Genomic DNA, 24,405 nt, shown 5'->3' on the forward strand with positions numbered 1-24,405 from the left:
GGACGCTCTCTCACCTTTCGCACGAAAAACCCCAACGCTCTCCCGCCTCATGTTTTGGGGTGAGAGAGCGTTGGGGTAAATCCGGCAGGAAGTGAGAGAGCGTCCTGAAAGGCGTCGTCGGCAGGGAGTGATGCCTCCTACGCCTTAACTTCCGCCTTGATCTCTTCCATCAGCCCCTCGACGGCGGCGAAGAGCGGGTGTCCGGGCGCCAGGCCCGTCACCTTCTCGGTCGCTTCCGCTGCCGTGGACGATGCCACGATCTGCGCCAGTTCGGCAGCTTCGGCGTCGGCGGGATCGTTGAAGCGCAGGGCAGCGGCAATGGCTCCAAGCAGCGCCTCGGGCACGATTCCGCGTTCGGCCAGTTCCGCAGCCGGGCCGATGAACCGTTCGTGCCGGCTGAGCTTGCGGAGCGGTGCCCGGCCCACGCGGTTCACGGTGTCCGGCAGGTGCGGGTTGGTGAAGCGGCCCAGGATCTTCTGGACATAGGCCTCCTGCTCCTCGCCGTTGAAGCCGTGCTTGTGGATCAGCAGTTCCTTGGTCTCGTCCAGGACGGCGCGCACGTCGGCGGCGACATCCTGGTCGGCCATGGCCTCAGAAATCTTGCCAAGCCCTGCTTCGAAGCCAAAGTAGGCGGCCGCGGCATGCCCCGTGTTGACGGTGAAGAGCTTCCGCTCAATGTACGGCTCGAGGTTGTCCACGAAGGTGGCGCCCGGGATCACGGGCACATTGTCCCCGAAGGGGGTGCGGTCGATGACCCACTCGTAGAACGTCTCCACCGTGACGTCGAGGCCGTTGCCCGGCTCCTGGTTGGGAACGATCCGGTCCACGGCCGTGTTGGCGAAGACGGCCGCGGACTCCAGCTGGCCGGCGGCCGGATCCCAGAGCGCAGCCACTTCGTCCCGCAGGATGTCGGTGGCGTTGATGGCGTTCTCGCATGCCATCACCTGCAGCGGGGCCAACCCCGCGGGCCTGGCGGCGATGCCCTTGGCGATCACTGGCGCCACGAATTTCAGGATGTGCGGTCCCACCGCGGTGGTGACGATGTCCGCCGTCGCGATCTCCGCCACGACGTCGGCTTCCTGGGAACCGGAGTTCAGCGCCCGGAAGTTGTCCACCGTCCTGACCGTGGGGTTTTCCCCCACTTCGTGGACCTCATAACTGTCCGCGGCGGCGAGTTGCGAGATCAGGTCTTCCGCCACGTCGGCAAACACGAGTTCGTAGCCTGCATGGTGCAGCAGCAGTCCCACGAAGCCGCGGCCGATGTTGCCGGCTCCAAAATGAACAGCCTTCACTATGCGTTGACCTTTCCGAACAGCCCCAGCACTTCGTCCACCGAGGTGGCGGCCTCAAGCTGGGCCACCTGGGCCTTGTCGGTGAAGACCTTCGCGATGGAGGACAGGATGTGCAGGTGTTCGTTGTTGATGCCGGCCACGCCGACCACGAACTTGACTTCCTTGCCGTTCCAGTCGATGCCGTTCGGGTAGCGGATCACGGATACAGCCGACTTCATGATGTGGTCCTTGGCGGCGTTGGTGCCGTGCGGGATCGCGAGGAAGCTGCCCATGTACGTGGAAACGGATTCCTCGCGTTCGTGCATGGCATCGATGTATCCGCTGTCCACGGCGCCGCGGTCCAGCAGCAGCCGGCCCGCTTCGTCGATCGCGGCGTCACGGGTTGTGGCCGTGCCGTTGAGGATGACGCTGTCAGCCACCAGGATGTCCGACGGCGGGGCGGCGTCAGCGGATGCCGCGGCTGCAGCAGCGGGAGCACCGGTCTCGGCAGCCGTTCCTTCGGTGTTGCTGCTCTTGACCAGCTCCACGATCTCGTCATAGCGCGGGCTGTTCATGAAGTTGTCAACGGACACATGCACGGCGCTGGCCGTGGCCGGCTTGGCCCGCTCTGTCAGGTCCTGGTGCGTGATGACCACATCGTAGGTGTCGCTCAGGTTGGCGATGGCGGAGTTGGTGACCTTGACGTCCGGGAAGCCGGCCGCCTTGATCTTGTTCCGCAGCACCGAGGCGCCCATGGCGCTGGAGCCCATGCCGGCGTCGCAGGCAAACACGATGTTCCTGACGGGACCTGCCATGACGGCCGTGGTTGCGCCTGCACCGGTCAGCAGGGAGGAAACGGAGCTCTTCTTGCCCTTCATGGCTTCCATCCGGGAGGTGGCGGCGCTGAGGCTGTCCTCCTCGGTTTCACCCACGGGGGTCTTGCTGGACTTCAGGATCACCGAAGCGATGAGGAACGATACCGTGGCGGCCAGGAGCACCGAGAGCGCCACTCCGAAGTAGCTGTCGCTTGCCGTTGCCGCGAAAACGGCGAGGATGCTGCCCGGGGCTGCCGGGGACCGCAGGCCCGCACCGGTGAGCACCAGGGTGAAGATGCCGGTCATGCCGCCGCCTATCGCGGCGAGGATGATGATCGGCTTCATCAGCACGAACGGGAAGTAGATTTCGTGGATGCCGCCAACGAACTGGATCAGCGCGGCGCCGGGTGCCGAAGCCTTGGCCATGCCCTTGCCGAAAATCATGTAGGCGAGCAGGATGCCCACGCCGGGGCCGGGGTTGGCCTCAAGCAGGAACAGGATGGACTTGCCCTGGGTGAGCGCCTGCTCGGTGCCCAGCGGGGTCAGGATCCCGTGGTTGACGGCGTTGTTAAGGAACAGGACCTTCGCGGGCTCGATGAAGATGCTAGTGAAGGGCAGCAGGCCGTTGTGGACCAGGAATTCGACCACGGCGCTGGCGCCGTTGCTGAAAGCCTTCACCACCGGGCCGATCACCAGCATGCCGAAGATGGCCATGACGGCGGCGACGATGCCCGCGGTGAAGTTGTCGATCAGCATCTCGAAGCCGGGCTTGACCTTGTTCTCCCAGAGGCTTTCGATCTTCTGCAGGATCCAGGCCGTCAGCGGGCCCATGATCATGGCGCCGATGAACATCGGAATGTCGGTACCGACAATCACGCCCATGGTGGCGACGGCGCCAACTACACCGCCCCGCACGCCGTAGACCATACGACCGCCGGTGTAGCCGATCAGGAGCGGCAGCAGGAAGGTGATCATTGGGCCCACGAGCTTGGCCAATTCCGTGTTGGGAGTAATGCCAGCCGGGATGAAGAGGGCGGTGACGAAGCCCCAGGCGATAAAAGCCCCGATGTTGGGCATGATCATGCCGGACAGGAACGTCCCGAACTTCTGGACGTGAACCCGCATGCTGGTCCGCGGTTTTGCAACTGTCTCTGTTGCCATGTGATTTCCTAACCGTGATTCCTGCTGCACCGCAGGATGGTCCGATATTTTCGACGACTAGCTGGTGGAACTGGTGGAGATCCGGTGGAGCCATTCGAGAAAGAGCTTGAGTTCCGAGCTGGAGAGCTGATCGGAGTGGGATGCCTGAAGGGCAGCGTTCAGGGCGATCGCTGCCACCACCACCGACGACTTGCCGGAGTCTTCCGGAGCGCCGCTGGCCTGCTCCGCGGCGACTGCGAAGATCATGGCGTCCCGGGTCATGGTGGACAGTTCAAGGTTGCGCTCGGCGGCCGTCTCCGCGATGAGCATGAGCGTCACGCCCACGTTCGCCGCCAGGATGCTCCTGGCCGCTTCGCGCGGCTGGACGTTCAGCTGGCCTGCAGCCGCCGCCTTGTTCAGCATTTCCTCCATGAGGGCCTCCGCATCGGCAACGATGGCCGGCCGGCTCTCAGGGCGAATGTTGCCAAACATGACCAGGTACAGTTCCGGCTGGTTGAGCCCGAACATGACGTGGTTGTCCCACATCCGGCGGATGTCTTCCAGCGGATGCCCGGACGGCGCGAAGTCGCGTTCGCCTGCTACATATTCTTCAAAACCAGCCGTGACGACGGCGTCGAACAGCCCTTCCTTGTCACCGAAGTGGTGATACAGAGTGGGGGCCGTAACACCTGCCAGCTGCGTGATCTGGCGGGTGGAAACGGCCAATCCCCCGGAATTGGCCAGCAATTCGGCTGCCGCACGCAACAGCCTCATTTTGGGTGGCAGCTGGCCATCGAAACTCATAACCGCTACCCTATCACCTATAGCACCGCTATATGAACTGCATCACATACAATTTTTTCAGGCACCGCAAAACACCGTCGGACGTAGCCGTCGCGGCGGTCTGGGCAATCGTCCAGGCATGGAATGGCGGGCCTGCTTACCGGCAGAGAATGAGGACCTTCAGTGCAGAACTTCCCAGGAGTAGGCGTCAGCCCCGGCCGCATCATCGGCACCGTCCGCCAAATGCCCAAACCGATCAGCGAACCGCCGGCAGGCGAACAGCTGCCGGCCGGCGTCACGCCCGAAGACGCAACGGCAGCACTCAAGACAGCCTCGCAGGCCGTCCACGACGAACTGAAGAGCCGGGCCGCGCACGCCACCGGAGACGGCAAGGCTGTCCTGGAAGCCACGGCACTCATGGCCAAAGACACCATGCTGATTAAGGGCGCGGCCAAACTCGTTGCCCGCGGTGTCTCGAGCGAGCGCGCCATCTGGGAATCCGGCTCCTCAGTCTCGGAAATGCTGCACAACCTGGGCGGCTACATGGCTGAACGCGCCACCGACGTCCTGGACGTCCGCGCCCGGATTGTGGCGGAACTTCGCGGCGTCGCCGCCCCCGGCATCCCTTCCTCCAGTACGCCCTTTGTGCTGGTGGCCGAGGACCTGGCCCCGGCCGACACGGCAACTCTGGACCCGAACAAGGTCCTGGCACTCATCACGGCGGGCGGCGGCCCGCAGTCCCACACCGCCATCATTGCGCGTTCGCTTGGTCTGCCTGCCGTGGTGGCTGCCGTGGGAGTGGACGAGCTCCCGGACGGCACCGAAGTCTATGTGGACGGCGCCGCAGGAACCATCACGTCGGATCCCGACGACTCGCTGCGTGCCGCAGCGGAGGCTTGGGCGGCCACGGCTTCCCTGCTGGCCGAGTTCAGCGGCACGGGCACGACGGCGGACGGTCACCTGGTGCCTCTCCTCGCCAACGTCGGCGGTGGCAAGGACGCCCAGGCTGCGGCCAAGCTCGGCGCACAGGGCGTGGGGCTGTTCCGCACCGAATTCTGCTTCCTGGAACGGGACACCGAACCCACCGTGGAAGAGCAGGCCGCGGCCTACAAGAGCGTTTTTGATGCGTTCCCGGGCAAGAAGGTGGTGCTCCGAACGCTGGACGCCGGCGCCGACAAGCCGCTCCCGTTCCTGACCGACTCCACCGAACCAAACCCTGCCCTGGGCGTCCGCGGCTACCGCACCGACTTCACCACCCCGGGTGTCCTGGACCGGCAGCTGGAAGCCATCGCCCTGGCCGAAAAGGAGTCCGAAGCGGACGTCTGGGTCATGGCGCCGATGATTTCGACGGCGGAAGAGGCGGCCCGCTTTGCCTCCATGTGCGCCGACGCCGGCATCAAGACGCCCGGTGTGATGGTGGAAGTTCCGTCCGCAGCGCTCACCGCCGAGGCCATCCTGCGCGAAGTGGGCTTCGCCAGCCTTGGCACCAACGACCTCACCCAATACGCCATGGCCGCCGACCGGCAACTCGGTCCGCTGGCGGCGCTGAACACGCCGTGGCAGCCTGCCGTGCTCCGCCTCGTCGGCCTCACCGTTGAGGGGTCGCGGGCGGAAGGCCACAACAAGCCGGTGGGCGTCTGCGGTGAGGCAGCGGCGGACCCCGCCCTCGCCGTCGTGCTGACCGGGCTGGGCGTTACCACCCTGTCCATGACCGCACGCTCGCTGGCGGCCGTGGCTGCAGTGCTCAAGACCGTCACGCTGGCCGAAGCGCAGCAGCTGGCCAAGCTGGCCCTGTCCGCGCCGAGCGCCACCGAAGCCCGGGCGTGGGTGCGCGAAAAGCTGCCCGTGCTGAACGAACTCGGCCTTTAACCGCCGCCGCCCAACGACGAAAAACCATCAGGAGTAGCAATGCCCGAACGTACCGCAACCATCGCCAGCCGCTCCGGCCTCCATGCCCGCCCGGCCGCCCTCTTCGCCGAAGCCGCCGGCAACGCCGGCGTCGACGTCACGATTTCCATGCAGGGTGAACCTGCGGACGAAGCCCTCGACGCCGCCAGCATCCTCTCGCTGATGACGCTGGGGGCCGCCAAGGGCGACGTCGTGGTGCTGCGCGCCGACGGCGACGGTGCCGACCAGGCACTGGACGCCCTGGTCACGCTTCTGGAGACCGATCTCGACGCCGAATAGCGGCGAGGGGCCGGGAGTCGGGTCCGGGCAGCGAACGCCGAAGGCTGGCGGGTGCCATGAGCCGGGTGATCTTCGCGTTCTCCTCCATCGGGATCATCCGCCCGGAGTCTGGTCAATCCGACTGGCGTGTGCTGTGATGTTGCCCAGTCGAGGTAGAGCGCTGGAAGCGCCCAACAGCTGCCCGGCAACTTATTCGGCAGGACACAAGGCCCCAGGAGGCGAAGACGATGGCTTCCATGGATGGAACCGTGGCGCTGGTGACAGGCGCGGCGAGCGGCCTGGGAAAAGCTGTGGCAACCGGCCTTGCGCGCGAAGGAGCCTTGGTCGTGGTGGTCGGGCGCTCCACAGCCCGGGCGGAAGAGGCGGTAAAGGGCATCCGCCTGCTCGTCCCTGCCGGCCGCCTCGAGCCACTGGCCTGCGACCTCTCAGTCCAGTCCTCGATCCGTACGGCGGCGGCTGAGTTCCTGTCCCGCCATGACAGGCTCGACGTGCTCGTCAACGCAGCGGGTGTGTTTCGCAAGGAGCGCCAGGTGACCCCCGACGGGCTCGAACTGACCTTCGCCACCAACGTGATGGCCTACTTCCTGCTGACCAACCTCCTGCTGGGCGCGCTCAAACACGCCGCCGTGACAGGAGGAAGCGCCGGGACTGCGGACCGGCCGGCCGCACCGGCGCGCACGCCCCGCATCGTGAATATCGCGTCCAAATACGGCAACACCAAACTCCACTTCGACGACCTCCAGACTGCGAAGGGCCGGTACAGCTACCTACGCTCGACGCCGCCCACAATGCTTGCCCGAGTTCTCCTCACCAAGGAGTTCGCTGAGCGCTTGCACGGCTCGGGCGTGGTAGCGAATGCCGTCCACCCGGGACTGGTCAGGAACACGTCGTTGCTGCAAGACGTCGGGGGCCCGTTCCGTTGGATCACGAACGCGTTCGGTGCGCCGGCCGAAAAGGCGGCAGACACGGCGCTCTGGCTCGCCACATCAAGGGAAACAGCGGCGGTCTCCGGAAAGCTCTGGGCAAAGCGCAAGGAACTCCCGACGCCCGGCATGGGATCGGGCTCCGAAGCCCGCCGACGCCTGTGGGACGCATGTTCGCACCTGGCCGGGCTACCGTGAAATTGTGTGCCTGATGTGGTGTCGGGCGGAACTGGAAGCAGGAACTTCGCCCACGGTGGCCGTAACGAATCCACCCGGGGATTGCCGCCGTCGGGTTTCTGATCCGAAATTGCGGTGCTCCTCAAGGTTCAAGCCGAAGGCTGCCACGAATTTCGCAGCGCTCTCTCTGGCCGGAGGCGTGTTGTCGATCCCGAATGTGAGCGGCTCTCCCACGAACTTCGCCGCGGCACGGGCGTAGCGCATGAGTGGCGATCGGGACGCGATGGTGTCGGCGGAGAAGTAGTCAAAGGCGACGACGCTGCCTGGGGCTGTCCCGGCGATCCGGCGAAGGGTTTCCTCCACCGATGCCCGGTCCAGATACATGGTTACCGCTTCCCAGAGGAAGAACGTGCGCCGGCCCGGGTCGAAGCCGGCCGCGACGAGTCTCTCGAACCATTCCTTGGCCTGAAAGTCGGCGGACACGTACGTGGACAGGTGTGTTGAGAGGCCCGCTTTCTTCAACATCCTGAGCTTGAATGCCTGCGTTGTGGGCCGATCGATCTCGAAGCACCGCACGTGGTCTTCCGGGGACAGGCGGTAGACACGGGTGTCGAAGCCGGCGCCAAGGATGACGAGCTGGTTGATGCTGGGGAGGTGCCGTCCCAGGGCCGCGTCGTAGAAGCTTGTTCGTGCGGTTTGCTGATGCCGCATCGGGGGCTCGCCATCGTACGGGTAGCGGTAGATTCGGGGAACGTAGCCGGTCAGGAGATGGCCCGCCATGGTGGGGGCGGTCTCCAGTCGGAAGGCTGTCCGGGAAACATTGGGCATAACCATCAACAGCCGGGCGGCTGGCTCGTCCGGCCTCGTCCCCAGCCGGTGTTGCATGTATCGGGTGTAGAGCGAAGCGAGCAGCGTTGCCGATACAGCAGTCTGCCGGCTGTAGACGAGCAGCTTCGGAACGCCCCACAGATAAGCCACGATCCCCACCGGCAGGAGTGCCACCTGGATCACCCGAAACAAGGCAGCCGCACGCAGTACGGAGATTCCGCGCAATTCCCGCATTCGCCCCACTCCTTCCACGCGCCCGGATTCATGCTCCTCCGGTGGGCAACGCCGGTCAACTGGTTGAGCCAGGTAGACGCGTCGCGTGCTGCGGGCGAGCCTTCGACGACGTTGCGGGCGCTAGGATTTCCGCATGGCACTGATTGCTCCCCGCGTGACGGCCGGGCTCCCCGGCGACGAAGCCCTGAAACTCAAGCATGCCCTCGACGGCAGCCACGACATCACGGTGTTCGTGGACGGCACCGTCCACCGGGTGCCGCCCCAGGCGCGGGACGCCGTCGTCGACCTCCTTGCCCGCTTTAGCCGGGGCGAAGCGGTGACCGTCAGCAGCGTCGAGGAAATGCTCACCACTTCCCAGGCTGCGGAACTCGCCGGGATCTCCCACACCTACCTCCGGAATATGACGGACCGCGGTGACATCCCGGTGGAATACCGCGGCACGCACCGGCGGATCAGGCTCGCGGCCATCATGGAATGGCTGGAGACGCAGAAGAAATCCAAGGCGGCCGGCGCCGCCCCGGATAACTCCGTTGACGGGTAGCATGTCAGCGGACGCGCAGTTTGTGAAGCAGTGATAAGGATCAAGCAACGATCCCCGGTAACCGCCAAAACGCCCCAAACGCCGGGGTTACCCTTTATTTGTGGGTAAGTTCAGAGGGTGGCACATTGTGGCGGGGTTCGCCGCCATGCTGCTGACTGCCGCCCTCGGAACGGCCATGGGCCTGAACAACACGGCCGCATTCATGGCCAGCTGCGTCGCCTTCGTCGCGGTCTCCAAAGGCATGGAAAGCCATTTGGCCCGGCGCCGCCGCGATGCCGCCGCCCGCCTCCTGGAGCGAAGCAAGTCCGCCCCTTCTGCCGCCCAGGACGGCTGGAGCGGCCGCGAAGGTCACGGCCCCTGAGCGGCGCCACGCCCCGTCGCGGCGCGTGCCACCCGAAGTGTGGATAGCCATTGACACGACACCGAGCACCTCAGCAGAATTGTTAGCGATAACATATTGCCGGTGGCCCGTTGGTCCGGCGCGAAAGGGATGCAATGCGCACTGAGATCAGCGAACTGCCAGGACTCGGCCGGCAGGCGGACAGCACCAGCGCGGGCGGGGACTCGGCACCGGAACTGAACTGGGCCGGAAACTACCGCTACACCGCCCCGGCCATCCACCGCCCGCAGACTCTTGAAGAAGTCCAGGAAGTGGTAGCCGGCGCCGTGAAAATCCGCGCGCTGGGCTCCCGGCACTCCTTCAACGCCATCGCCGATTCCCCCGGGGCCCTGATCTCGCTGGAAGACCTGGACCCCGGCATCCGGATCGACGCAGCAGCCCGGACCGTCACGGTATCCGGCGGTACCCGCTACGGAACACTCGCGGAAAAGCTGGAATCCAACGGCTACGCGCTGCCCAACCTGGCATCCCTGCCGCACATCTCCGTGGCCGGCGCCGTCGCCACCGCCACCCACGGCTCCGGCGATGCCAACGGAAACCTTGCAACCTCAGTCGCCGCACTGGAAATTGTGGCAGCGGATGGAACCGTCCACCACCTCAGCCGCGGCATCTCGCCGGACTTCGACGGCGCCGTCGTCGGGCTCGGCGCACTAGGCGTGGTCACGAAGGTGACGCTGGACGTCGAACGCACGTTCGCGGTGCGGCAGGACGTCTTTGAAGCCCTCCCCTGGGACACGGTTCTGGGAGATTTCGACGCCGTCACCTCCAGTGCCTACAGCGTCAGCCTGTTTACGGACTGGAGCGGGGACGCCGTCGCGCAGTCCTGGCTGAAAAGCCGGGTTTCCGAGGACGCTGCCGGGGCAAAGCAGGCGGCGGACTTCTCCGGCGCGACCTTTTTTGGCGGGAACCGCGCCACCGTTGCCCACCATCCGCTGCCCGGTGTCTCTGCCGAGAACTGCACGGAACAGCTTGGTGTCCCCGGTCCGTGGTCCGAGCGGCTGGCCCACTTCCGGATGGCGTTTACGCCCAGCAGCGGCGCGGAGCTCCAGAGCGAATTCTTCGTCCGGCGCGAGCACGCCGTCGCCGCCATTTCGGAGCTGCGTGCCCTCTCGCACCGCGTCACTCCCTTGCTCCTCGTTTCGGAAATCCGGACCGTGGCCGCCGACCAGCTGTGGCTGAGCACAGCCCACGGCCAGGATTCCGTGGGGTTCCATTTCACCTGGAAGCCGTTGCAGGATGAGGTGGAAGAGCTGCTTCCCGTGATCGAGGCGGCCCTGGCTCCGCTGAATGCCCGGCCGCACTGGGGCAAGCTGTTCCACGCGGACGCCGCAACCGTGGCCGGCCTCTACCCCCGCTTCGCCGACTTCAAGGACCTCGCGGAGCGGATGGACCCGGAGCACAAATTCCGCAACGACTTCCTGGCCCGGAAGGTGTTCGGAAGCTAGGGGCGCTGGAAGCGGCCACCCGGGTTACCGGCTAGATCCGCGGCCGCCCGGACCAGCGGCGCGCCTTCAGCGCGGCGTGCAGCTCCAGCCGGGCCATGCCCTTGAGCGGGTCCACGCCGAGGACCTGCCGGATCCGGCCCAGCCGGTTGTAGATGCTGCTGCGGTGCAGGTGAAGCTTGGTGGCCACATCCTGCACCGAGCCGTCGTTGTCGTACAGCAGCTCGAGCACGGGGAGCAGCTCCCCGTTCCGGTCGTGGTCTTCGAGGATCCGCGAGTACACCGATCCGGCGTCGGCCCACGCCCCGGCGCCGCCGCCGGCCGAGGCCAGCAGCTGGTACACGCCGGTTGCCCGGCAGTCCACCAGTTCGCCCAGTTGCGGGTCCACCGTGGCGGCCTGGGCCGCCTGCTTCGACTGCAGGTAGGCATCAGCCAGTTCGCGGGGCTTGGCGAAGCCTTCACTCGTCCCGAGGATGATCCGGTGCACGGGCCGCCCGGACCGTTTGGCGAGTTCCAGCTGGTAGTGCACCAGCACCTGTGCGTGGGCCGCCCGGCCGATGGACTCCCGGAACAGGATCACCGCATGGGTCTCGGTGCCTGCACTGAAAAGCGCCGCATCCACCCCGATGGTCGCCTGCAGTGCGGCTGAGCGGTGGATCAACGTGGACGCGATCGGATCGGATCCTTCCGCCCAGCCGTCGGCGTCGAGGACGGTCACCAGCTGCCACGGGCCGCGCCCCTGGACTTCCTTCCAGCCGGCGACGGCGGCAACGGCGTTGGCCTCGCCGCGGCAGGCACTCATGAACTCCTGTTCCCTGCGGCGCCTGAATTCGGATTCGGCCGTGTTGGACTCCAGGAGCAGCCCGGACAGCAGCTCGAGCTCGTCCCGGACGGCAGGCAACTGGGTGAGGATCGCCGTCGCACTTTGGTCCTCGATGTCCTGCTGCACCCACAGGTAGCCGACGCGGAAGCCGCGCACCAGCAGCGGCACGCACACGCGCCCCAGCATGCCGAGTTCCTCATTGGCAGGCACGACGACGGGACGCACAGCCGTCGCAATGCCGTGCGAAAGCTGCCACGCCTTCACGTCCACCGGCACCCGCTTGCTGAGCAGGAAGTTCACGCGGACGCGGTCCGCGTGCGACTGGTTTGAGCTGTAGGCGAGCAGGAGGCCGTCGAGGTCCTCGAGCGAAAGTCCACGGCCAAGCTTTTCGGCTACCTGCTCAACGAGCTGTTCCACATCCTGCTGGTGCATGGTTGCCACATTACTGCCCGCAGCCCCCGGGGCGTGAACGGACACCAGGCGACACCTGACGCTTGGCGACTCGACAGATGTCTATCCGGGAAAAGCGAAAACCCCGGAAACAAGCGGAACGTGCGCCGCCCGGCCGGCCCCATCCTGTCAGGTACCTCACATGCGGATTTATTCTGGAAGTACAGATTCCCCGCTCACCACGGCCTACCAGGCCATAAACGATGGAGCCCCAGAAATGATCATCGGCGTCCCCAAAGAAATCAAGAACAACGAATTCCGCGTGGCCATCACCGCCGCAGGAGTCCACGAATTCCGCACCCACGGCCACACCGTGCTGGTGGAACGCGGCGCAGGCCTGGGCTCCGGCATCACCGACGAGGAGTACGCCATTGCGGGCGCCGAGATCGTCGCCGACGCGGACGACGTCTGGGCCCGCGCCGACATGGTCATGAAGGTCAAGGAGCCCATCGCCGCGGAATACCACCGCTTCCGCAAGGACCTGATCCTCTTCACGTACCTGCACCTGGCCGCCGAGCCGGAGCTGACCCGCGAGCTGATAAACGCCGGCGTCACGGCCATCGCCTACGAGACCGTCCAGGAAGGCCGCACCCTTCCCCTGCTGGCCCCGATGTCCGAGGTTGCCGGCCGGCTCTCCGTCCAGGTCGGCGCCACCTCCCTGATGGCCCCCGCCGGCGGCAAGGGCGTCCTCCTCGGCGGCGTCCCCGGTGTCCGCCCGGCCAAGGTTGTTGTCCTGGGTGCGGGTGTTGCCGGCACCAACGCCGCGGCGATGGCCCTGGGCCTCGGCGCCGACGTCACCATCCTGGACATCAACATCAACCGCCTGCGTGAACTGGACGCCCAGTATCAGGGACGGCTGAAGACGGTCGCGTCCAACAAGTACGAGATCGAAAAGTCCGTCGTGGATGCGGACCTGGTCATCGGCTCCGTGCTGATCCCGGGCGCCAAGGCCCCCAAGCTGGTCACCAACGAGCTCGTCGCCCGGATGAAGCCCGGCTCCGTGCTCGTGGACATCGCGGTGGACCAGGGCGGCTGCTTCGAGGACACGCACCCCACCACGCACCAGGAGCCCACGTACAAGGTGCACAACACCATCTTCTACTGCGTGGCCAACATGCCCGGCGCGGTCCCGAACACCTCCACGTACGCACTGACCAACGTCACGCTGCGCTATGCGGTGTCGCTGGCCAACCTTGGCGTGAAGGCCGCATTCGACCGCGATCCCGCCCTGGCTGCCGGCCTCAACATCGCCGCCGGCCACGTGGCACACCACTCGGTCTCCGAGGCGCACGGCCTGCCCCTCGTAGCTGACTGGCACGAACTGGTCGCTGCGTAGTCCGTTTAGTTGCCGTTTGAACGGCAGTCATCCAACGCGTGCTGCTCCTTCGTCGCTTTGACGCGCGCTTTCTGGATGGCTGCCGTTCAAACGTTAAGCCGTCGCCCTCTCAGCAACCAGTTCCCGTGCTTTTTCTATTAGTTTGAGGACTTCGATGGGGCCGGCGGGGTCTACCGGGAGGGGCAGCGGCGAGGATGCGCCGCCGTCGTTGATCTTGTCCGCAAGGATCCGGTAGAACTCCGGATAGGCCCCGCGTTCGGTGGACAACCGGTCCAGGTGCCCGTCGCGCCCCAGGGAACCGGCCCATTCGCCGTCCTCGATACCGTACTCCTCGTCCAGGGGGCCGCCCCCGGCCACGATGTAGGGCTCCTGCGGATCCACGCCGTGCTTGGTGAAGCCACCCTCCGACCCCAGCAGCCGGTACCGCGGGCCCTGCTGGGCACACAGCATGTTCATCCACAGGTGGCTGGTCACACCGGAATCGTGCTGCAGGGCCACGAACACGTCGTCGTCTGTCCTTTCTCCCGGCCGCCGGGCCCGCAGTTCCACGTGTGCGACGGCGGCCGGTCCGAACAGCTGAAGGGCCTGGTCCAGGAGGTGGGTGCCGAGGTCGAACAGGACCCCGCCGCCGTCGTCGGCCGTGGCATCGGCCTTCCAGGCTTTGGAGACTTCCGGGGCCCAGCGTTCGAACCGTGATTCAAACCGGGTGACAGTGCCCAGGGCGCCGCTGTCCAGCAGACCTTTCACCGTGAGGTAGTCCCCGTCCCAGCGGCGGTTCTGGAACACCGTCAGCACGCGGCCCAGCCGGGCGGCGAGTTCCATCAGTTCCTGCCCTTCGGCGCTGCGCACCGCAAACGGCTTGTCGACCACGACGTCGAGGCCTGCCTCGAGCGCGGCCTTGGCCAGCGGAAAGTGCGTGGCCGGCGGAGTCCCGAGGACTATGAGGTCGAGGTCGCCGGCGAGCGCGATGATGCCGGCCGGGGTGTCCACGAGCCGCACGCCAGGGTAGCTTGCGGATGCCTCAGCCTGCCGCCCCGCGTCTGACGTGGATATCACGTCCAGCGAGTACGCCGGGTTGGCGGCGATCAGCGGCGCATGGAACACCCGGCCGGACAGTCCGAAGCCTGCCACTGCAGTGCGGATCGTGCGTTTTCCCGCGCCCGTGCGGGGAGTTGGTTCTGTGCTCATGGACCAACGCTACCCCCGGACGCTCTCTCACTTCCGGCAGCTTTTGGCCGGATCCTCTCTCAGATCCTGCAACGTTCCACCCGACGCTCTCTCACCTCATTTGGAGCAATGCGAAGGAAGTGGGAGAGCGTCGCCCAAAAAGCGGTGAAAAGTGGGAGAGCGTCGGCGGGGCGCTGCGTTTGCGTCGGCAGTATTGCGCGGCTGGTGTTACTTCTTTTCCCAGCCGATGGTGGTCCAGTCCGGAACCTGCGAGGCGCTCTTGAACAGGGACGGGCCGTAATTGGCCAGGCCACTGCGCACGAACGAGATCTGCGGTCCGTTCATCACCACACCCATGGAGTAGTACTTGGCCATGTGCTTCTTTTCGACTTCCATGGCCGCCTTGTTGCGTTCGGTGTTGTCCTCGATGCTGCTGAGCTTCTTGATCTCCGCATCCAGCTCGGCATCGCCGAGTCCGTTTTCATTGGTCTTGGAGTCGTAGAACTGCTTGACGGCGTCCGTTGCGTCGGCGCCCACCCCGTAGCCTGAAACTGCCAGGAAGAAGTCACGGCTGCCTATCACCTTGCCGAAGTCGGCGGAGGCCCGCTGGTCGATCCCTACGTCCATGCCGCCGGCCTGGAGCTGCTTCTGCAGGGTCTGCGCGAACGCCAGGATGGTGGTGTCGTCGCCGAAATTGCTGATTTTGAAGGCGGCGGGGACACCGTCCTTCTCCATGATGCCAGCGGCGTTGGGCTTGTAGCCGGCGTCGGTCAGGACTTTCTTGGCTGCCTCGGGACCGGTCTCCGTGACGGGGTAGTTGTCCTGGTAATACTTGGAGAACGGCAGCAGCATCATCGAGCCGGAGCTGGTTTCATCCCAGTTCAGCCCGTTGAAGCGCACCTTGCGCAGGGCTTCGCGGTCCACGGCTGCGAAGATGGCCTTGCGGATGGCAACGTCGGTCAGCGGGGCCTTCTGTGCGTTCAGGTTCAGGCCGCCTGCGAAGAGCCGCTGGCCGCGGCGGACCTCGGAGTTCTTGGTGCCGTCAAGCTGCTTGTACAGTGCGATGGTGTTGGCGGAGACGCCGTCGATCTCGCCGTTTTTGAACGCGGCGACCGAAGCGCTGGTCTCCAGCTGGCGGAAGACAACCTTGTCCAGGACGGGCTTAGCGCCCCACCACTTGTCGTTCCGGGCCAAGGTCACGGTCTTGGCGGCGCTGTCGTACTTGTCCACTTTGAACGGTCCGGCCATCCACTCCGGGTGCATCTCACCGGTGAAGCCGGTGTTGAAGATCTCCGGCGTGTTCACGGCAGGGTGGATGAGGCCGGCGAAGAGGGCGTCCAGCGGGAAGACCGGCTGGGTGGTGGTGACCACAACCTCCTTGTCGCTGGACCCGGCTTTGACGGAATCAACGAATTCGTAGGCGCCGGAGGTGACGACGTCGATGTCCTTGTTCTCACCTTTGAGCATGTTCCAGGTGTTCTGGAAGGTCTTGACGTCGATCGGCGTGCCGTCGTTGTACGTGGCTTTCTCGTTCACCTTGATGGTGATGGTCTGCTTGCCGTCCTTGACCTCGCTCTTGACCTCCTCGCAGAAGTCCTTATTCGGCGTGGCCGTGCCGTCGAAGTCGAAGTTCCAGCAGCCCCAGGTCCCGGCACCGTCGATGGGACGGTGCAGCGCAGTGTTGTCCCCACTGTTGCCGGTGTTGGAAAAGCCGTTGAAGTCCGGACCGATGCTGCCCAGCGGAAGCGTCACGGTGCCGCCCTGTTCCAGGTCCTTGGCGTCCTTGGCGTTGATGCTGATCAGCTTGGTGAGGTCGCTGCCGGCACCCTGGCCTTTGCCGGCGTCGGGGCCGGAGGGGGTCCCGCCTCCGCCGCAGCCGGTAAGCGCGAGCGCTGCCGCGACGGCGGCCACCCCGCCAATCTTGGTCAGATTCTTCATGGTTTTCCCTTCATTTTTTGGTGCGAGATTGGTTCTTTGGGGATGGGGCAAGTCATGGGCCTTCGCGGACTACCAGCATGTCAGCGTCTAGTTCGCCGTCGGGGAAGAAGCAGGCGAACTCCTGATCCGGCGCTGCCTGGTCGGTGTTCTGGCCCGGCACCTGGGCCGCTTGCGGTGGAGCGAGCGGTTCAAGGGGCGGCTCGAGGGTGAGGCATTTTTCCTGCTTTGCCGCCGGCAGGGCCGCGAACACGGGGCAGCGCGTGGCGAAGTTGCAGCCCTGGGGCGCATCCAGGGGCGAGGGGAGGTCACCGTGAAGGATGATGCGTTCGCGCGTCCGTTCCAGGTGCGGGTCCGGCACCGGGATCGCGGACAGCAGCGCCCGCGTGTAGGGGTGCCGCGGGTTGTCGAAGACGCTGTCGACGTCGCCGATTTCCACGATCTTGCCCAGGTACATCACGGCCACGCGGTTGGAAATATGGCGCACCACCGAGAGATCGTGCGCCACCAGAAGGTAGCTGAGGCCAAGTTCGGCCCGGAGCTTGTCCAGGAGGTTGATGACGCCGGCCTGCACGGAGACATCCAGCGCTGAAACAGGCTCGTCGAGGACCACGAGCTTGGGGTTCACGGCGAGGGCCCGGGCTATGCCGATCCGCTGCCGCTGGCCGCCGGAGAACTGGTTGGGGAAGCGGTTGACGTGGTCCGGCTGCAGGCCCACGAGCTTCATCAGCTCCATGATCCGTTTCCTGACGGCCGGCTTGTCCATGCCCTGGTTTTCCAGCGGCTCGGCCAGGACTTCGAATACGGTGAAGCGCGGGTCTAGCGCGCCGGTGGGGTCCTGGAACACCATCTGGAGCTCCTTGCGCATGGCGCTCCTGGTCCGTGCATCGGAGGCTGCCTTGTTGCTCAGGCCGCCGATGGTCACTTCACCGTCCTGGTTCTTGTGGAACTCCATGATCTCCAGCAGCGTGGTGGTCTTGCCGCAGCCGGACTCGCCCACGATCGAGAAGCACTCGCCCTCGCGGATATCGAAGCTCAGCCCGTCCACGGCTTTGACCGTGCCGATCCGCCGCTTGATCAGGGCGCCCTTCAGCAGCGGAAAGTGTTTGCGCACGTCCTTCAGCTCCAGGACCGTTCGCCGCTCCAGCCGCGGCACAGCGTCGAAACGGGAGACCGGAACGGCCGGGGCCTGGAAGATCTCGCGGACCTCCACTTCGGCGCCCAGGGAGTCGGCCCTGATGCAGGCAGCCTTGTGGGCATCGGAGCCGCGAAGGCCCGCTCCCTGCGGACCGCCGACCGGCAACAGGTCCGGTTCCCCCTGCAGGCAGGCGTCGCTAACCAGCGGGCAGCGGGGCGCGAAGGAACAGCCCGTTGGCTTGTGGATGAGGTTCGGCGGAATGCCTTCGATGGGCACCAGCGAGATCTTCTCCGAGATGTCCACGCGGGGAACAGCCCCCAGCAGCCCCATGGTGTATGGCATCCGCGGGCTGTAGTAGACCTCGTCAACGCTGCCGGTTTCCACCGGTTTTCCCGCGTACATCACCATGATGTCGTCCGCCATGCCGGCCACCACGCCCAGGTCATGCGTGATCATCACGACGGCGGCGCCCGTTTCCTCCTGCGCGGTGTGCAGCACCTCCAGCACCTGGGCCTGAATGGTGACGTCGAGCGCCGTCGTCGGCTCATCCGCAATGAGCACGCGCGGGTTGTTGGCGATCGCAATGGCGATCATGACGCGCTGGCGCATGCCGCCCGAGAATTCGTGCGGGAACGCCTTCAGGCGGTCCTTGGGGCTGGGAATGCCCACCATGCGAAGAAGTTCCACGGCGCGGGTTTCCGTGGCCTGTTTGCTCATCTTCGGGTGGTGGACCGTCAGCGCCTCGACGATCTGGTGACCCACCGTGTACACCGGGGTGAGGGAGGACAGCGGGTCCTGGAAAACCATGGCGATGTCGTTACCGCGGTACCGGCACATGGCCTTGTCGCTGAGGCCCACCAGTTCCGTGCCGTTAAGCCGCACCGAACCGGTGATCCCGGCGGCGGTGGGGAGCAGGCCCATGATGGCCAGGGAGGTCACGGACTTGCCCGAGCCGGACTCACCCACAATGCCGAGCGTCTTGCCGGGAAGGAGGTCGAAGTCGACGCCGCGGACCGCGTGGACCACGCCGTTTTCCGAGTTGAACCGGACGTTCAGGTCCCGGACCGACAGGACTGCATCCGCCGGGGCATCGCCGGTGGCGTGCAGCCCGGCGACGTGGAGGCGCTCCGCGGTCAATTTTTCGCTGCTCATTTGTTCTTCTTTGCGGTCTTGTTCGTGTTAGTCCCCTTGGCGCTGCCAACGGAACTGGAACTGGGGTCGAACGCGTCACGCAGGCCGTCGTTCATCATGGCCAGGGACCCCGTCAGCAGGAACATGGCCACCAGCGGAACCCAGAACATCCAGGGGAAGGTCTGGACCTGGGAGGTGGCCTGGTTGATCAGGACGCCCAGGCTAACGTCCGGGACCTTGATCCCGATGCCGATGAACGAGAACGCGACCTCGGCCAGGATGGCGCCCGTGACGCCGCGGGTGATGTCCAGAACCAGCAGGGAGCCGATGTTGGGGACCAGGTGCCGCCAGACAATCCGGCGGGCGGGAATGCCCATGTACTGGGCGGCCTTGACGAAGTCGCGCTGCATGAGCGACATCGAGAGGGAGCGGATCAGGCGGGCAGTGCCCATCCAGCTGAAGACCAGGAGCACAATGACCAGCAGGAGCCAGCTGGGGAGGTTCTCCCGCAGGCCGTTGCCACCGCCGCTGGTGGCCACTGCCACAACCAGCAGTGCAGGCATCATGATGAGGGCTTCCAGGACAAACAGCATGACCTTGTCCACTTTGCCGCCGAAGTAGGCCATGGTGCAGCCATAGACGGCGGCGATCAGCACCGAGACCAGGCCGACTACCAGGCCGATGAGGATGGAAACCCGCATGCCCTCCACCATGAGTGCATAGAGGTCGATGCCGGCCTGGGACGTTCCCAGCGGGTGGTCCGCGGACGGCGGCATGGCGATGTTGAGGGGGTCGATGGTTTCCTTGTCCCAGGTGGAGAGGAAGCCGCCCACGAAGGAGAGGACCGTCAGGGCGAGGAAAATGACCAGGCCGGCCACGGCTGTCCTGTTCCGAAGGAAGCGCCGCAGGATGATCGCGGACTTGGCGATCACCACGCCGCCGTTCTCGATCTTTGCTTCCTCCGCGACGGCGGCGGGGTCGATCGCGTTCAGGTTGGTCATGGCTACTGCACCCGTACTCTGGGGTCGACGAGGGTGGTGGCAAAGTCGGCGAGGATGGCCCCGATCGCGAAGATCACGGAGCCGTAGGCCAGGGTGGCGGTGGCCGCGTTCACGTCCTGGAGGGCGATGGCGTCGATGGACCAGGAGCCCACCCCGTGCCAGGCGAAAATCTTTTCGGCAAAGAAGCCGCCGGCGAAGATGGCCGGGATGGTGAACGCGATGCTTTGCGCCACCGGGATAAACGAGACCCGCAGGGCGTGGCGGGTGATGGCCTGGTTGCGGGTGAGGCCCTTGGCGCGGGCCGTCCGGACAAAGTCGGCGTTGACGTTGTCCAGGAGGTACTGGCGCTGCGCGATCTGGTAGGTGCCCCAGCCCACGATGGTGATGGCGAAGGTAGGTACCGCATAGTGGGCCAGCATGTCCACGAACTGGACCCAGCCGTCGCCTTCAAGCCCCGGGGTGGAGATGCCGGTGACGAACAGGATCCGTTCGCCCACCGTTTCGTTGATGTTGATGGCCCCCAGCTGGACCAGGAAGTAGGCGATCGGCGCGGGCACTATGTACACAAGGTAGCTGTAGGACGTGATGACCCGGTCCTGGAACTTGTACTGCCGGGCCGCGGTGTAGACGCCCAGTGCGACGCCGATGATCAGGGTCAGGATGATGGAGGCGAGGAAGAGCCGGGTGGAGATCCACACCCTGTCACCGAATTCAGCGTTGATGAGGGCGCCGTTGGGGCTTCGGCCCCAGTCCCAGCGCGTAACGATGGCCGTGAGCCAGTCAACGTAGCGTTCCCAGGGGTTGAGCGTCGGGTCCAGGCCCTTGAGCCTGAAGGAGTTGGCCACCTGCTCGGGTGTCGGCTTCGGGATCCGTTCCTGCTCCAGCAGCGCCGGCTGGAGGGTGCTGACCGCAAGGAAGTACCCCGCCGTCGTAGTCAGGAAGATCATGAGCACGTAGGTGGCTGCCCGCTTGGCGAGGTACCGGAACATGTCTGCCTAGCTCTGGATCGCCGTTGCCAGTTCTGCGCCACTTAATGACGGTGGCGCTTCGGCAGCGACCTTCCGGGCCGGTGTCATTTCAGCGTTCACAGCAATCGATCCTTCCGTCGTCCCCCATTCGGCGCGGGTTCCGCCGCCGATCCGGGATCAAGGCCAGCGGGTGTCTGGCCCCCGCCGGCCTTCTGGGCCAAGTCCTTATGTGGACTATGTTGCGGGTCACATTCCAGAGGAAACTACCACATATGATGCGCCTTCCCGGGTGTCGAACTGCGGAATTGCGGGGCGCCTGTACCAGATCGTTATGAATAAATCACGAGGATTGATTTGACTGGCCGGGCTCCGCATCATGGCCTACTCCTCGCCCGCCCCGTGGGCATCACCGGAGCCGCAGCTGACCACGCGGGTGACCAGTTCCCGCCAGGATTCAGCGAGCCGCTCCGGGGCCACGCGATGAACGCGCACTGCGTGGAGCAGCCGCTCCGGGTCCAGGGTTGAACTGAGCGACATGGCCATAAGCCAGGGGTCGGCGGTGACGCCGGCAGCGCGCAGGAGCATTTCGATGTGCCGGTGCCAGAGCACTGCGGCCGGCACGTCGAAGCGGTTGTAGGCAGAGGAGTCTGCGGCCCGGGCCAGTTCTCCGAACTCCAGGACGAAGGCGATCCGCTCCGCCCCGAAGGCGACAAGCCGCTCCAAGGGTGGGGCGCCGGGACCCAGCGGCGGTGGCCCGAACATGAAGCGGCCCTGGAAGGCGGCTTCGGAGTCACTCAGCAGCGTCATCATGAGCCCCGCCCGGGAACCGAACCGCCGGAAGACCGTGCCCTTGCCCACACCCGCCCGTTCGGCCAGCCTGCCCATGGTGAGGCCGTCCGCCCCGCATTCCTCGATGAGTTCGCGGGCAGCCCTGAGCAGCAGCTCCCGGTTGCGGGCGGCGTCGCTGCGTTCCGTTTCCCCGCCGAGTGGCGATCCGGACCGGATTGGGATGAGGCTCACAGGAAATATTCTAGCCCCGGGAATAATATCCGGACCGCAGTCCGTTTAGCATGGGTGAAGGCATCAACCGCCTCCACGATTATCCAGCCGTCGGATCACCCCGCGGCCAGACAATAGGAGTTCACATGTCCAAGAGCACCGTACTCACACTGGTCGGCAGCCTGCGCGCCGAATCCACCAACCACAAACTCGCCGAGGCCATCCAGCTGAACGCACCGGAGCAGGTTGAAGTTGTTATCCACGACAGCCTGGGAAACATCCCGTTCTACAACGAGGACATCGACGTCGAGGGCAAGATTCCGGCCGCCGCAGCTGCCCTGCGCGCCGCCGCCAACGAGGCCGACGCGTTGCTCCTGGTCACCCCCGAGCACAACGGGACCGTTCCGGCGTCGCTCAAGAACGCCATCGACTGGCTGTCCCGCCCCTTCGGCGCCGGTGCCCTCAGCGGCAAGCCGACCGCCGTCGTTGGCACCGCCTTCGGCCAGTACGGCGGCGTCTGGGCCCAGGACGAAGCCCGCAAGGCCGTCGGCATTGCCGGCGCCCGCGTCCTTGAAGACGTCAAGCTGGCCGTCCCCGGCTCAATGGTCCGTTTCGCCGAAGTCCACCCCAAGGACGACGCCGAGGTTGTTGAGCAGATCAAGGGAATTTTTGCCGTCCTGGCCACCGCCCGGACCGCTGCCGAAGCAGCCTGATTCATCCGCTGAACCCAGCCGCGGCGGGTCCGGCACGCGCTGTGCTTGTCCCTTCCGCCCGCATCAAACGCCCCCGGCAGTGCCGGGGGCGTTTTGCGTCATCATTCCGTGACTGAGCTGACGCAAAACCGTCACTCGGCGCATATTCCGCACGCTGGCACACCGCCGTAACGTGGAGATGGGGGACGTGCGAGCTGGAAGTGCGGTGCCTTCATGATTTTCACGCCTGGGATCCGGGCTGCGGCGGCCGGGGCGGCCATTATGCTTCCGCTGTGGCTGGGATCGTGCTCCCTGCCCGCTGCACCGCCCCCGGAGGGTGCTGCGGCCCAGGCGGGCGGCGTGCCCGACCCCCGGCCCCTGCCGTTTCCGGTGATTCCCTCCGCCGAGGCCACGCCCACGGAGTCCGCCACGTCCGCTCCGGCCAAAAACCTCCGGCCCGGCGGCAGCGTTCCCCCGCAGGCCAGTGCAAGTTCCGGCGGTTCACCGGCGCAGGGTGCCGATACTGTGGAGGGCGCGGGCTCGGGCCAACTGCCGCCCGGCAGCACCGCTTCCGGGGGCGCCGCGGCCGGAAGCTCAGGAGCATCCGGGGCGGGAAACCTGGCGGCTCCTGAGGCAGCGGTGGGAGGCCAGGCCGCGCTGCCCGGCGAACTTCCCGGCGGGACGCCCGTTTACTTCGTCTCACTGGACGACGGCGGCACCACAGGAGTGAGGTTCGGCTGCAACGACAGCCTGGTGGCCGTCTTCCACAGCCCCGGCGCCGCTGAAGAACCCCTGCGGAGCTCCTTCGACATATTACTCGGCGGCGGGGACCCCCCTGACGGGCTGTACAACGCGCTGGAAAATTCGGACGTGGAGTACGTGTCGGCCTACTTCGACGGCACCACAGTGGTTGTTAACCTGACCGGGACCCTCCGGCCGGGCGGCGTTTGCGATCTCCCCCGGCTGGAGGCCCAGCTCACCCACACGGCGGTCTCCGCCGTGGGCGCCTCAAGGGCTGAAATCTATGTGGACGGGCGGCTCCTGGCAGACATCCTCAGCCTCCGTTAGGCCGCCGGAACAGTTCATCCATGGCCTCGTGGCTGCGGGCGCCGGCCAGTTCGGACCAGTTGCCGTCCCCCAGCACGTCCTGGGCCACCCGGAAGACCGTCGCATAAGCTGCTTTGGCGGTGTTGCCGCCGATGCTGATCCGCCGGACGCCGGCGTCGTGCAGTTCCCCCACGGAGGGCGCGCCCAGGCTGGCGAGGGCATTCAGCGGCGCGTCAATCCGGTGGGACAGGTCGTGGAGCACGTGCAGGTCCTGCACGCCGGGCACGAAAATCCCGTTGGCACCCGCGGCCAGATAAGCGTCCGCGCGGCGCAGGGTCTCCTGGTACGCGGAATCGGGAAAGTTTCCCGACAGGTATGTATCCGTCCGCGCGTTGATGAACAGATTGACGCCGGCCTCCTCCGCTGTGCGCCGGACTACGGCGATGCGGCGCGCCTGCTCCTCGACCCCGGTCAGAGGCTGCCCGCCGGAGTCCTCAAAATTCACGCCGACTGCCCCGGCGGCGAGAACCTTCCGGACAGTTTTGGCCAGCTCGCCATCAGTGAAGGCGCCGTCGAGGCCGGCGTAGCCCGTTTCGATGTCGGCGGTGACGGGCAGGTCCGTCGAGGCCGCAATCCGCTGGAGCGCCTCCATGGCGAGTTCCCGCGGCAGCTGGTTGCCGTCCGGATAGCCGCAGCTCCAGGACAGGGCTGAACTGGACGTGGCAAGCGCCGCCGCCCCTGCTTCCTGGACCAGGCGGGCGGACGCAACATCCCAGACGTTCACCAGGACCAGCGGCGCGGCGGCCGCATGGAGTGCGTGGAAGGCGTCAGCCAGGGGTACGGGTCGGCTCTGCGTAGTCATGGGTCTATTCCATGCCCTGGACCGCCCAAGGTAAAGCAATTCCCGGCCGCGGCAGTCTGCGTCCCGGGAAAATTTTGACAACAAACGTTGCCTAATTGGCAACATGTGGCTGTAT

21 protein-coding genes are annotated in these 24,405 nt (G+C 65.8%); 9 read left to right on the forward strand and 12 right to left on the reverse strand.

The features are described 5' to 3' along the window. Positions 1–137: 137 nt before the first annotated feature. The 3 genes from FCN77_RS24965 to FCN77_RS24975 are packed head-to-tail and all read right to left on the reverse strand — an operon-like array spanning position 138 to position 4,030. The gene (locus FCN77_RS24965) at positions 138–1,292 is read right to left on the reverse strand and encodes a mannitol-1-phosphate 5-dehydrogenase (protein ID WP_137324443.1); all 1,155 of its coding nucleotides are present in this window, start codon (positions 1,290–1,292) and stop codon (positions 138–140) included. Then, positions 1,292–3,247 (reverse strand): PTS mannitol transporter subunit IICBA, encoded by a 1,956-nt coding sequence (locus FCN77_RS24970; protein WP_137324444.1) that lies wholly within the window; start codon positions 3,245–3,247, stop codon positions 1,292–1,294. Before FCN77_RS24970 ends, FCN77_RS24965 begins: the two co-directional genes overlap by 1 nt. Before the next feature lie 57 nt (positions 3,248–3,304). Continuing rightward, positions 3,305–4,030 carry a TetR/AcrR family transcriptional regulator gene (locus tag FCN77_RS24975; RefSeq protein ID WP_137324445.1) on the reverse strand — a complete coding sequence of 242 codons (726 nt, stop codon included), beginning with the start codon at positions 4,028–4,030 and terminating at the stop codon, positions 3,305–3,307. Positions 4,031–4,192: 162 nt separating this feature from the next. On the opposite strand from FCN77_RS24975, the gene ptsP reads away from it, so the two are divergent. The 3 genes from ptsP (at position 4,193) to FCN77_RS24990 (ending at position 7,317) form a co-directional block, all read left to right on the forward strand. Next, positions 4,193–5,878, forward strand: coding sequence for a phosphoenolpyruvate--protein phosphotransferase (gene ptsP / locus FCN77_RS24980; protein ID WP_137324446.1), 1,686 nt, complete (start codon positions 4,193–4,195; stop codon positions 5,876–5,878). A gap of 39 nt (positions 5,879–5,917) precedes the next feature. Then, a complete protein-coding gene (locus tag FCN77_RS24985) occupies positions 5,918–6,196 on the forward strand; it encodes an HPr family phosphocarrier protein (protein WP_137324447.1) in 279 nt (92 codons plus the stop codon). A gap of 227 nt (positions 6,197–6,423) precedes the next feature. Next, a complete protein-coding gene (locus FCN77_RS24990) occupies positions 6,424–7,317 on the forward strand; it encodes an SDR family NAD(P)-dependent oxidoreductase (protein WP_254678750.1) in 894 nt (297 codons plus the stop codon). On the opposite strand, the gene FCN77_RS24995 is transcribed toward FCN77_RS24990, so the two are convergent. After that, on the reverse strand, positions 7,309–8,358 hold the full coding sequence (locus FCN77_RS24995; RefSeq protein WP_137324448.1) for an SAM-dependent methyltransferase: 1,050 nt from the start codon (positions 8,356–8,358) through the stop codon (positions 7,309–7,311). The two genes, FCN77_RS24990 and FCN77_RS24995, sit on opposite strands and share 9 nt — an antisense overlap. Positions 8,359–8,491: 133 nt before the next feature. Here FCN77_RS24995 and FCN77_RS25000 point away from each other — a divergent pair, with 133 nt between their 5' ends. From FCN77_RS25000 to FCN77_RS25010, 3 genes are all read left to right on the forward strand, one after another. After that, positions 8,492–8,899 carry a helix-turn-helix domain-containing protein gene (locus FCN77_RS25000; protein WP_137324449.1) on the forward strand — a complete coding sequence of 136 codons (408 nt, stop codon included), beginning with the start codon at positions 8,492–8,494 and terminating at the stop codon, positions 8,897–8,899. Between the two features lie 100 nt (positions 8,900–8,999). After that, complete coding sequence (locus FCN77_RS25005) at positions 9,000–9,260, forward strand: hypothetical protein (protein ID WP_137324450.1); 261 nt, start codon at positions 9,000–9,002, stop codon at positions 9,258–9,260. Positions 9,261–9,394: 134 nt separating this feature from the next. Continuing rightward, positions 9,395–10,744: an FAD-binding protein gene (locus FCN77_RS25010; protein ID WP_137324451.1), complete on the forward strand. Its 1,350-nt coding sequence runs from the start codon at positions 9,395–9,397 to the stop codon at positions 10,742–10,744. A gap of 31 nt (positions 10,745–10,775) precedes the next feature. Here FCN77_RS25010 and FCN77_RS25015 read toward each other — a convergent pair whose 3' ends face one another. Beyond that, positions 10,776–11,996, reverse strand: a complete 1,221-nt coding sequence (locus tag FCN77_RS25015) for a CdaR family transcriptional regulator (protein WP_137324452.1) — start codon at positions 11,994–11,996, stop codon at positions 10,776–10,778. A gap of 235 nt (positions 11,997–12,231) precedes the next feature. Here FCN77_RS25015 and ald point away from each other — a divergent pair, with 235 nt between their 5' ends. Continuing rightward, on the forward strand, positions 12,232–13,350 hold the full coding sequence (gene ald, locus FCN77_RS25020; RefSeq protein ID WP_137324964.1) for an alanine dehydrogenase: 1,119 nt from the start codon (positions 12,232–12,234) through the stop codon (positions 13,348–13,350). Between the two features lie 93 nt (positions 13,351–13,443). Here the strand turns inward: ald and FCN77_RS25025 are convergent, their stop codons facing one another. From FCN77_RS25025 to FCN77_RS25050, 6 genes are all read right to left on the reverse strand, one after another. Beyond that, the gene (locus tag FCN77_RS25025; RefSeq protein ID WP_137324453.1) at positions 13,444–14,538 is read right to left on the reverse strand and encodes a Gfo/Idh/MocA family oxidoreductase; all 1,095 of its coding nucleotides are present in this window, start codon (positions 14,536–14,538) and stop codon (positions 13,444–13,446) included. Between the two features lie 207 nt (positions 14,539–14,745). After that, positions 14,746–16,455 carry an ABC transporter family substrate-binding protein gene (locus FCN77_RS25030; protein WP_137324454.1) on the reverse strand — a complete coding sequence of 570 codons (1,710 nt, stop codon included), beginning with the start codon at positions 16,453–16,455 and terminating at the stop codon, positions 14,746–14,748. A 52-nt stretch (positions 16,456–16,507) separates the two neighbouring features. Beyond that, a complete protein-coding gene (locus tag FCN77_RS25035) occupies positions 16,508–18,742 on the reverse strand; it encodes an ABC transporter ATP-binding protein (RefSeq protein WP_137324455.1) in 2,235 nt (744 codons plus the stop codon). Continuing rightward, positions 18,739–19,722, reverse strand: coding sequence for an ABC transporter permease (locus tag FCN77_RS25040; RefSeq protein ID WP_137324456.1), 984 nt, complete (start codon positions 19,720–19,722; stop codon positions 18,739–18,741). The genes FCN77_RS25035 and FCN77_RS25040 overlap by 4 nt, the downstream gene beginning before the upstream one ends. Before the next feature lie 2 nt (positions 19,723–19,724). Beyond that, positions 19,725–20,711 carry an ABC transporter permease gene (locus FCN77_RS25045; protein ID WP_137324457.1) on the reverse strand — a complete coding sequence of 329 codons (987 nt, stop codon included), beginning with the start codon at positions 20,709–20,711 and terminating at the stop codon, positions 19,725–19,727. A 360-nt stretch (positions 20,712–21,071) separates the two neighbouring features. Continuing rightward, a complete protein-coding gene (locus FCN77_RS25050) occupies positions 21,072–21,710 on the reverse strand; it encodes a TetR/AcrR family transcriptional regulator (RefSeq protein WP_137324458.1) in 639 nt (212 codons plus the stop codon). A 125-nt stretch (positions 21,711–21,835) separates the two neighbouring features. Between FCN77_RS25050 and FCN77_RS25055 the strand changes: the two genes are divergently transcribed. Beyond that, positions 21,836–22,402: an NAD(P)H-dependent oxidoreductase gene (locus FCN77_RS25055; protein ID WP_137324459.1), complete on the forward strand. Its 567-nt coding sequence runs from the start codon at positions 21,836–21,838 to the stop codon at positions 22,400–22,402. A 213-nt stretch (positions 22,403–22,615) separates the two neighbouring features. Beyond that, positions 22,616–23,449: a hypothetical protein gene (locus FCN77_RS27280; RefSeq protein WP_254678751.1), complete on the forward strand. Its 834-nt coding sequence runs from the start codon at positions 22,616–22,618 to the stop codon at positions 23,447–23,449. Here FCN77_RS27280 and FCN77_RS25065 read toward each other — a convergent pair. Next, positions 23,436–24,290, reverse strand: a complete 855-nt coding sequence (locus tag FCN77_RS25065; RefSeq protein WP_137324460.1) for an isocitrate lyase/phosphoenolpyruvate mutase family protein — start codon at positions 24,288–24,290, stop codon at positions 23,436–23,438. The genes FCN77_RS27280 and FCN77_RS25065 overlap by 14 nt on opposite strands. Between the last annotated feature and the right edge of the window lie 115 nt (positions 24,291–24,405).

It is taken from the genome of Arthrobacter sp. 24S4-2 (genome assembly GCF_005280255.1).
GTDB lineage: Bacteria > Actinomycetota > Actinomycetes > Actinomycetales > Micrococcaceae > Arthrobacter.

Bases quoted from the DNA above. Each gene is read 5' to 3' on its own strand.
- FCN77_RS25040 (WP_137324456.1), bottom strand. From the start codon at position 19,722: ATGACCAACCTGAACGCGATCGACCCCGCCGCCGTCGCGGAGGAAGCA.
- FCN77_RS25045 (WP_137324457.1), bottom strand. From the start codon at position 20,711: ATGTTCCGGTACCTCGCCAAGCGGGCAGCCACCTACGTGCTCATGATC.
- FCN77_RS25025 (WP_137324453.1), bottom strand. From the start codon at position 14,538: ATGAGCACAGAACCAACTCCCCGCACGGGCGCGGGAAAACGCACGATC.
- FCN77_RS27280 (WP_254678751.1), top strand. From the start codon at position 22,616: ATGATTTTCACGCCTGGGATCCGGGCTGCGGCGGCCGGGGCGGCCATT.
- FCN77_RS24990 (WP_254678750.1), top strand. From the start codon at position 6,424: ATGGCTTCCATGGATGGAACCGTGGCGCTGGTGACAGGCGCGGCGAGC.
- FCN77_RS24970 (WP_137324444.1), bottom strand. From the start codon at position 3,247: ATGGCAACAGAGACAGTTGCAAAACCGCGGACCAGCATGCGGGTTCAC.
- FCN77_RS25010 (WP_137324451.1), top strand. From the start codon at position 9,395: ATGCGCACTGAGATCAGCGAACTGCCAGGACTCGGCCGGCAGGCGGAC.
- FCN77_RS25015 (WP_137324452.1), bottom strand. From the start codon at position 11,996: ATGCACCAGCAGGATGTGGAACAGCTCGTTGAGCAGGTAGCCGAAAAG.
- FCN77_RS25065 (WP_137324460.1), bottom strand. From the start codon at position 24,290: ATGACTACGCAGAGCCGACCCGTACCCCTGGCTGACGCCTTCCACGCA.
- FCN77_RS25030 (WP_137324454.1), bottom strand. From the start codon at position 16,455: ATGAAGAATCTGACCAAGATTGGCGGGGTGGCCGCCGTCGCGGCAGCG.
- FCN77_RS25035 (WP_137324455.1), bottom strand. From the start codon at position 18,742: ATGAGCAGCGAAAAATTGACCGCGGAGCGCCTCCACGTCGCCGGGCTG.
- FCN77_RS24975 (WP_137324445.1), bottom strand. From the start codon at position 4,030: ATGAGTTTCGATGGCCAGCTGCCACCCAAAATGAGGCTGTTGCGTGCG.
- FCN77_RS24995 (WP_137324448.1), bottom strand. From the start codon at position 8,358: ATGCGGGAATTGCGCGGAATCTCCGTACTGCGTGCGGCTGCCTTGTTT.
- FCN77_RS25000 (WP_137324449.1), top strand. From the start codon at position 8,492: ATGGCACTGATTGCTCCCCGCGTGACGGCCGGGCTCCCCGGCGACGAA.
- FCN77_RS25055 (WP_137324459.1), top strand. From the start codon at position 21,836: ATGTCCAAGAGCACCGTACTCACACTGGTCGGCAGCCTGCGCGCCGAA.
- ald (WP_137324964.1), top strand. From the start codon at position 12,232: ATGATCATCGGCGTCCCCAAAGAAATCAAGAACAACGAATTCCGCGTG.
- FCN77_RS24985 (WP_137324447.1), top strand. From the start codon at position 5,918: ATGCCCGAACGTACCGCAACCATCGCCAGCCGCTCCGGCCTCCATGCC.